The following is an 8,834-nucleotide window of genomic DNA, read 5'->3' on the forward strand; positions in this document are numbered from 1 at the left end:
CTCACACCCCGCCGACAACGGTGTCGTGCAGCGGGATCATCGCTTCCCGTGCCCAGCGAGCGCTGATGCGTTGCCCGGTCTGGTGCTGGGCGCTGACGTCCAGCCATTGGTTGTTGGCCTGGCTGATGTTCAGGGTCTGGCCGTTTTCCAGTTTCATCTCGTAGCGCGTGGCGCTGCCTTGGTACTGAATGTCGTGGAGCAAACCGCTGACTTCTATCTCGTGGCTGGCCAACGGGCCTTCGGCAAATCGCACGTGTTCCGGGCGAATCGAAAACGGCTGTGGGTTGCCACTCAACTGCTTCGCCAGATCGCCGCGAATCACATTCGAGGTGCCGACGAATTCGGCGACAAAGGTCGTGGCCGGTTTCATGTAGAGATTGCGCGGGGTGTCGACCTGTTCGATGCGGCCCTTGTTGAACACGGCTACGCGGTCAGACATCGACAGCGCTTCGGTCTGGTCGTGGGTGACGAAGATGAAGGTGATGCCGAGTTGGCGTTGCAGTTTCTTCAGCTCGCTTTGCATCTGCTCGCGCAGCTTCAAGTCGAGGGCGCCCAACGGCTCGTCGAGCAGCAGCACACGCGGGCGATTGACCAGCGCGCGGGCCAGAGCCACACGCTGGCGCTGACCACCGGACAGTTGCACCGGTTTGCGCTCGCCGTAGCCGCCGAGGGCGACCATGTCGAGGGCTTCTTCGGCGCGTTTCTGCCGTTCGGCTTTACCAACGCCTTTGACTTTCAAACCGTAGGCGACGTTGTCGAGGACGTTCATGTGCGGGAACAGCGCGTAATCCTGAAATACCGTGTTGACGTCACGCTCATACGGCGGCAGCCCGGCGGCTTCTTCGCCATGAATGCGGATCGAGCCTGCACTCGGTTGTTCGAAACCGGCAATCAGGCGCAAACAGGTGGTTTTGCCCGAGCCGGAAGGGCCCAGCATGGAGAAAAACTCGCCGTCCTGGATGTCGATGGAAACCCGGTCTACGGCTTTCACTTCGCCGAACAGACGGGAAACGTTGGTGAACTGGACTGCAAGCGTCATGGTGCGGTGCTCCAAAAAAGGCGAGGGCCGTCACAGCGGCCCTGCCTGGACTTCTGAAAAATCTGAATCAACTTTCTGGTTGGAAAACTTATTGTGGCGAGGGAGCTTGCTCCCGCTGGAGTGCGCAGCACTCCCAAAAGGACTGATGCGGTCTCTCTGATTGACCGCATTAACGGGTTTTGGGGCAGCTTCGCCACCCAGCGGGAGCAAGCTCCCTCGCCACAGGGGCCGGTGGGTTAGCGGCCGCCCATAATCGCGATGTAGTCCTGGGTCCAGCGGCTGTATGGCACGAACTTGCCGCCTTCAGCCTGCGGGGTTTTCCAGAAGGCGATCTTCTCGAACTGGTCGAAACCATTGGTCTTGCAACCTTCAGCGCCGAGCAATTCGCTGCCGGTGCACGCCGCTGGCACCGCTGGCAACGAACCAAACCACGCCGCCACATCACCCTGGACTTTCGGTTGCAGCGACCAGTCCATCCACTTGTAAGCGCAGTTCGGGTGCTTGGCCTCGGTGTGCATCATGGTGGTGTCGGCCCAACCGGTGGCGCCTTCTGTCGGGATGGTCGACGCAATCGGCTGCTTCTCGTTCATCAGGCCGTTGACTTGATAGGGCCAGGCGCCGGACGCGACCACGCCTTCGTTTTTGAAGTCGCTCATCTGCACGGTGGTGTCGTGCCAGTAGCGGTGGATCAGCGGCTGCTGCGCGCGCAGCAGATCGAGCACGGCTTTGTACTGGGCTTCGGTCAGTTCATACGGGTTCTGGATACCCAATTCCGGCTTGGCGGTTTTCAGGTACAGCGCGGCGTCGGCGATGTAGATCGGGCCGTCATAGGCCTGCACGCGTCCCTTGTTCGGCTTGCCGTCCGGCAGGTTTTGCGCATTGAACACCACGCCCCAACTGGTCGGCGCAGTCTTGAACACGTTGGTGTTGTACATCAACACGTTCGGGCCCCACTGATATGGGGTGCCGTAGGTCTGCTTGTTGACCACGTACCACGGCGCATCTTTCAGACGCGGGTCGATGTTCTTCCAGTTTGGGATCAACGCGGTGTTGATCGGCTGCACACGCTTGCCGACGATCAACCGCAACGAAGCATCGCCAGACGCGGTGACCAGGTCGTAACCGCCCTTGGCCATCAAACTGACCATTTCATCGGAAGTGGCGGCGGTTTTCACATTGACCTTGCAGCCGGTCTCCTTCTCGAAACCGGTCACCCAGTCGTAGGCCTTGTCGCTTTCGCCACGTTCGATGTAGCCCGGCCAAGCCACAATATCCAGCTGACCTTCGCCGGCCCCCACCGCTTTCAGCGGTTCGGCGGCCTGGAGGCTGGCACTCGCCAGCAGCGCGGTGGTGATTGCACTGAGCAGTGCGGTCTTGTGCACGAACATGGGAATTCCCTCTTCTTTAATTATGGTCGGGGCAGTTGTGAACGTGGTGAAGCATGCCGTTAGCGGCTTGTTATTAGCGTAGTCAGAGATGCTGTCCGTGGCGCGCCATGATGTGGCGCACCACGCTGTAGTCCTGGAGCGAATCGCTGGATAAGTCTTTGCCGTAGCCCGAACGCTTCAAGCCGCCATGGGGCATTTCGCTGACCAGCATGAAATGGCTGTTGATCCACGTGCAGCCGTACTGCAAACGCGCCGCGACCTGCATCGCCTTGTCGAGGTTCTGGGTCCAGACCGAGGAGGCGAGGCCGTATTCCGAGTCGTTGGCCCAGTCCACCGCTTGTTCGAGCCCATCGAAACGGGTCACAGTGACCACCGGCCCGAACACTTCGCGCTGGACGATCTCATCGCTCTGCTTGCAGCCGGCCAGCAGTGTCGGTTGGTAGTAGAAGCCAGCGCCGGAGTGCACTGCCGCGCCGGTCACCCGTTCGATATGCGGCTGGCCGAGGGCGCGTTCGACGAAACTGGCCACGCGGTCGCGCTGGCGGGTGCTGATCAGCGGGCCGATTTCATTGTCGGCGTCGCGTTTACCGGCAAAGCGCAGGCTGCTGACCGCCGCGCCGAGCTCGGCCACCAACCGGTCATGAATCCCGGCTTGTGCATAAATCCGGCACGCGGCGGTGCAATCCTGACCGGCGTTGTAGTAACCGTAAGTGCGCACGCCTTCGACCACCGCTTGAATGTCCGCATCGTTGCAGACGATCACCGGCGCTTTGCCACCGAGTTCAAGGTGCGTGCGTTTCAACGTCTTGGCAGCGGCCTGGAGGATTTTTTGCCCGGTGACGATATCGCCGGTCAGCGACACCATGCGGATTTTCGGGTGGCTGACCAAATGGCTGCCGACGCCTTCACCGCCGCCGCAGACGATGTTGATCACGCCGCGCGGCAGGATTTCTGCCAGTGCCGGGGCCAGGGCCAGGATCGACAGCGGCGTGTGTTCGGACGGTTTGAACACCAGCGTGTTGCCGGCGGCGAGGGCCGGGGCGATTTTCCACGCGGCCATCATGATCGGGTAGTTCCAGGGCGCGATGGACGCGACGACCCCGATAGGATCGCGACGGACCATGCTGGTGTAGCCCGGCAAGTATTCGCCGCTGAGCTGGCCGGTCTGGCAGCGCACGGCACCGGCAAAGAAGCGGAACACATCCACCGTCGCGCTCAAGTCGTCCTGACGAGCCAGGTGCAACGGCTTGCCGCAGTTCAGGGATTCGAGACGGGCGAGGAGGTCGGCTTGTTTTTCGATGGCGTTGGCGATGTCCAGCAACAGGTTTGAACGTTGCTGCGGGGTGGTCCTCGACCAGCTGGCAAAGGCGTTATGCGCGGCGAGAATCGCGGCTTCCACTTGCTCGGTGCTGGCTTCGGCGATGTGCGTCAGCACTTCCCCGGTGGCGGGGTTGAGGATCGGTTCGACAAAACCCTGACCTGCGACCAATTCGCCATCGATCAACAACGCGGTGAACAACGGGGTCTGCGCGCCAGCCATTTTTCGGGTTCTCTTTTCTTGTGTGGCCATGCTGCTCCCTGTGACTGGGGCCCGGCCGTCTTATATAGATGCAGCAAGACTAGTGCGCGGACCCGAGGTCGACAAATACTAAATACTGAAGGTGGCGTTCGATTAAATAGATGGCTTGCGTCCGCCGTGGGGTTGCTCGCGGGCGACGGTCAGGAAAGGATCGACCAGCGCCGGACGCGCAGTGCCGCGGCGCCAGGCCAGGCCGACGTCAAGGGTCTGACTCAAGTCGGCAATCGGCCGCGCTTCAATGATGTCGCCCTCCAGCGACCACGGTCGATAGGTCATGTCAGGCTGGATCGACACGCCCAAACCGGCGGCCACCAGGCTTCGCACGGCTTCCGTTGACGCGGTTCTCAGGGTGATGCGCGGTTGCAGGGAAGCGGCGGACCACATGCGCTGGGCGTTGCGGTCCATTTCATCGACGTTCAGTTGAATCAGCGGTTCGCGCGCCACGTCGGCGAGGTTGATGCTGTCGTGTTCGAGCAATGGATGCTGCGCCGGCAGCCATAAACGGTGGGGCGAATGCGTCAGGACTTCGGTTTGCAGGGCGTGACGGTCTTCGAGGTTGGAGAGGATCAGCACACCAACGTCGATCTCGCCGCTGACCAGCAAATGCTCGATGTAGGGGCGTTCATCCTCCATCACCCGGATCTCGACGTTGGGGTAGGCGCGCTGAAAGCGGGTGAGCAAATCCGCCAGGTAGTAACCGGCCACGAGGCTGGTTACGCCAATGATCAACTGGCCGGCCACCTGGTCGGTGCTCTGTTGCAGGCTGCGTTTGGCGTTATCGACGGTGGCGAGAATCAGGTGCGCCTGGCGCAGAAACTGATGGCCCTGGTGAGTCAGGCTCATGCCCTTGGCGTGTCGGTTGAACAGGCCGACGCCAATCTCTTCTTCCAGTTGCTGAATCGCCAGGGTCAAGGTCGATTGGGAAATGAACGCGGTTTGCGCGGCGGCAGAGATCGAACCGGTCTCGGCCACGGCGATAAAATGACGAATCTGACGCAGGGTCATCATGGGGAAAGTACCCGGTGGACGGTTTTTATAGATTTGCTTGAGTGTATATCGTTTTAATCGATGGGCCTGTGGGCGTTACAGGATATGAGCAACATCTGGAAGCACTCTCGCCGGCAGGGGGGCGGCCACTTTCGATCTAGGCTGGTGGCCGGTTACCCCTTTCGTGGAGACGGCAAAATGAATACCCGTGGTTTGCTCGATCAACTGCTCAAGTCCGGTCAGGATCTGGTGAAGAACAAGGCTGGAGGCAATCAGAACAAGGCGTCCAGCGGTGGGCTCGGTGGTTTGCTCTCGGGCGCCAGCGGCGGTGCGATAGCGGCGGGTGCCATGGGGCTGTTGCTCGGCAGCAAAACGGGCCGCCGTGTTGGCGGCAAGGTGCTGACCTATGGTGGCCTCGCCGCACTGGGTGTGATTGCCTACAAGGCGTTCGGCAACTGGCAGGCCCAACAAGGCACTGCCTCGCAGAGCGAACCGCAAACCCTGGACCGCTTGCCTGCGGCGCAGGTCGAGTTACACAGCCAGGCGATTCTCAAAGCCTTGGTGGCCGCCGCCAAAGCCGACGGCCACATCGATGAGCGCGAACGTGCGTTGATTGAAGGCGAATTCACCAAACTCGACAACGATCAAGAATTGCAGCACTGGCTGCACGCCGAACTGAACAAGCCGCTCGACCCGTCCGACGTCGCCCGTGCTGCGTGCACCCCGGAAATGGCCGCCGAAATGTATATCGCCAGCGTGATGCTGGTGGATGAGCAGAACTTCATGGAGAAATCCTACCTCGATGAGTTGGCGCGGCAATTGAAGCTGGAACCGGGGTTGAAGGCGGAGTTGGAGAGGCAGGTGAGACAGGCATCGATGTAGCCGACGAAGGTTCTCGAAACGGCCTCTACTACCTATTCATAATCCGCCGCTCTTGCAAAAGTGGGGCGGGTTTTATCGCTTGTGGGGGGGATGAGACGAATAACTCAGTCAGTGCCGCTCGTCTTAAAACACCACGTACCTGTTAATTCTGACAGTAGCTGGAAAAGCATTTAAGGCATTTGATACCGCTACCTACGCCGCTCTCTCGCGGCGCGACAAGGAGCGTGTGTGATGACCGATCTTTCAAATGATTCCAAGACCCTGGCGCTGTCACCCCCTTACATTGTCGATGCAACGCCGGACGTCAAAAGCGAAGACCCCACTGCAGGAGTGCCGCTGTTAGGGGTTCCTTTGAGGCTTACAGGGGGCGGGCATCTGAAAGTGGTTGTGGATCCGCCCTCTCCGGGGGCGGATTCTGTGGTACTCCATCTCAACGGCAGTGTCACGCCCATCGACGCCCCTGTGACGGTCGATCCGGTCACAAAACGCACCACGTTCGAAGTGTCCAGGGCTCTGCTTCGCAATGGCCTGCAATATTTCAATTATGTAGCCAAGCGTATCGGTGGCAGCGATGAGCCGTCGCCCAATCTGTGGGTGCTGTACAGCAGGGATCGCCCAGGTGGTCTGGACCCGATAGTCGACGACCAAGACATCCACGAAGGGCTGGTTATTGATCTGCCTGAGGACGTCAAACAAAGCGGTGTCGACCTGGTAGCGGCCGAGCGAGGCGTCCCGCTTACCGTCTCTTACGCGTTTGCCAAATTGCACGACGTGGTGACCGTAAACTGCAACGGATTTCCGTTCAATCACATTGTGACGGCGGGCGATATCGGTGGCGGGTTCGACATCTTGCTGCCTAAAGCCGCTTTCATTGGCGGCGGCAACAGCCTGACCTTCAAGATTTTTTATACGGTCAAGGACCAACTGGGAAACAGTACCCAAAACTCACTGCCATCGCCGGCCCTCTCGATCAAGGTCGACCTGACGCCCAAAGTTGAACTCCCACCTGCGCCTTTTGTGCCAGCGCTGGCAGGCAATGTGATCTTTCCCGGCAAGCACACCGCGGGTTTCGTGGTCCGGGTGGATTGGACCAAAGGCTTCAAACCCGGCGATAGAGCCAAACTGGTGGTGAAGGGCGGAGCTGCGGGAGCAGGAACACCGGTATTCAACTTTGTGGCGTTCAATGCCAACTTCCGCGCCAATTTCCAGCTGACCCCGGCGTTCATTCTGGCGAACGCAGGCCGGGAGGTGGTGTTCACGTGGACTCTGTTGAGTGGTGGCGTGGAGACCGGGTCCGAGCCGCTGACCCTTATAATCGAAAGCGTCAATGTGACGGATACGAATTTTCCCAAGCCGGAAATTGTTGAGGCTTATGGGACGAACGCTGTGGATCTGCGGGCGTTTACAGGCGATGCAAAGATCGTCTGCGCACCTTGGCCATTTATTGGAGTGGGGCAAAAATACTGGCTGCATGTCTTGGGCACTGGCATGGATGACAACCCCAAGACTGTCCCCATTGCTGTGGGAAAAACCTTGACGCCGGAAGAGATCCACAACGGGCTAGACGGTGTGGTGCCACGTAAAGAGCTGGAGCTGTTCAAGCCGGGGCATCAGTTGAGGGCGCGGCTGCGCGTGGACTTCTACCCCAATGAAAACGTAGACACGATCAGGACGTTCACGCTGACCTACTACACGCTAGTCACCGCCGGGATGAAAGCCATCCTGGAGTTCATTAATGCACCTTATCGCGTTGCGCCCTCGGGTCGCCTGACCGACATATCGTTGAAACTGGTTGACGAAACGGGCAGTTTCATCAGAGAGGCGTCGGTACATTTGACTATTCCGGGCATTTTCAGATACTCGGACGGCACGACAGGGCGGCGTGAGTTTAAGACGAGTTTACTTGGTGAGTTGGTCATCCGGGGGGTGACTGGGCCGGATGCGCCAGCCACCAATTACACAATCACGGCTGAATATAATGGTAAAACTGTGATTGCGAAGTTAAATGTGACGGCCAGAGGGGCGATTGGAGAAGTAGATCTTGGCTTTGTTCCACACACTTATATTGGTCATGGGTACCATACGCTTATGGTAAGCCCGGATGGGACCAAGATATGCGTGATGAAACCCGCTAATGATAATGGCAGTTTGGCAATTATCGATGCCGAGACCTTGCAGATGTCCGACAAGTCTGTGGCGCGTTTGAACGCCTTTAACTTTGCGATCGGACTTGATAGCAATCAGGTCTTTATAAGCAGCACTCACAGCTATAGTCGTACAGTTTATGATTTGTCGACTGGAACGCAGGTGCTGATTCCAACGAATACTTATAACTCGGGGGGATGTGTCTTTGATCGGGAGGGTGCTCATGCCTATGTGACAAGTCAACAAGGGTTGAGAAAGACCGATATCGTGTTTAAGCGTGAAAAGGATATTCCAGGCCCGAGCAGCAGTGGTCCAATTATTCTGAGTTCCGACGGTCGACGTATATTTACTTTCGCTGGTGGGTCTCTATATAGCATTGATACAAGTAATGACACGTTAGTCAAAGTCGTCTCGCAAGGCTGGAACGCAAATACAATTGCAATAAGTCCGGACGGTAAACGTCTTTACGCCGATGATAGGTCTTCCCCAAGGATCAGAGTTATTAACCCCGAAACATTGCTCACTATCCAGTCGGTCGACGTTTTGAAACCGGGCCTGATTACCTTGAGTCCGGATGGGCGGATACTCTTTTTTGCCAGTGAAGGAACCGTAACGGTTCTCGATTCCTTAAGCCTTAAGGAGGTCAAGACGTTCCCGGTCCAGGGTGATCCCTGTGCCCTAGGGTGTAGTCCTGATGGTTCCCGCCTCTATATTGCCTATAAATCCAAAACATCTATCACGGCTATTCAGGTCTAGTAACCCTGTAGGCAAGTACGCGCACATTAATAAGATGGCTGATTGTCTATTCTTGGGA

Annotated in this window: 6 protein-coding genes; 2 read left to right on the forward strand and 4 right to left on the reverse strand. The window is 58.2% G+C overall.

Annotation, left to right across the window (positions count from 1 at the left end; all coding sequences use genetic code 11):
• Window position 1: 1 nt before the first annotated feature.
• The 4 genes from D882_RS0120285 to D882_RS0120300 form a co-directional block, all read right to left on the reverse strand.
• Entirely contained in the window at window positions 2-1,039 is a 1,038-nt protein-coding gene (locus D882_RS0120285) for an ABC transporter ATP-binding protein (protein WP_027924925.1), read from the reverse strand.
• A gap of 236 nt (window positions 1,040-1,275) precedes the next feature.
• Complete coding sequence (gene ydcS / locus D882_RS0120290; protein WP_027924926.1) at window positions 1,276-2,427, reverse strand: putative ABC transporter substrate-binding protein YdcS; 1,152 nt, start codon at window positions 2,425-2,427, stop codon at window positions 1,276-1,278.
• An 82-nt stretch (window positions 2,428-2,509) separates the two neighbouring features.
• Entirely contained in the window at window positions 2,510-3,997 is a 1,488-nt protein-coding gene (locus D882_RS0120295) for a gamma-aminobutyraldehyde dehydrogenase (protein WP_081743987.1), read from the reverse strand.
• Window positions 3,998-4,099: 102 nt separating this feature from the next.
• On the reverse strand, window positions 4,100-5,014 hold the full coding sequence (locus D882_RS0120300; protein ID WP_027924928.1) for a LysR family transcriptional regulator: 915 nt from the start codon (window positions 5,012-5,014) through the stop codon (window positions 4,100-4,102).
• A 177-nt stretch (window positions 5,015-5,191) separates the two neighbouring features.
• On the opposite strand from D882_RS0120300, the gene D882_RS0120305 reads away from it, so the two are divergent.
• Window positions 5,192-5,875, forward strand: coding sequence for a tellurite resistance TerB family protein (locus D882_RS0120305; RefSeq protein ID WP_027924929.1), 684 nt, complete (start codon window positions 5,192-5,194; stop codon window positions 5,873-5,875).
• Window positions 5,876-6,106: 231 nt separating this feature from the next.
• Window positions 6,107-8,776, forward strand: a complete 2,670-nt coding sequence (locus tag D882_RS0120310; protein WP_027924930.1) for a YncE family protein — start codon at window positions 6,107-6,109, stop codon at window positions 8,774-8,776.
• Window positions 8,777-8,834 lie beyond the last annotated feature (58 nt).

This window comes from Pseudomonas sp. URMO17WK12:I12 (genome assembly GCF_000514395.1).
Lineage (GTDB): Bacteria > Pseudomonadota > Gammaproteobacteria > Pseudomonadales > Pseudomonadaceae > Aquipseudomonas > Aquipseudomonas mucoides.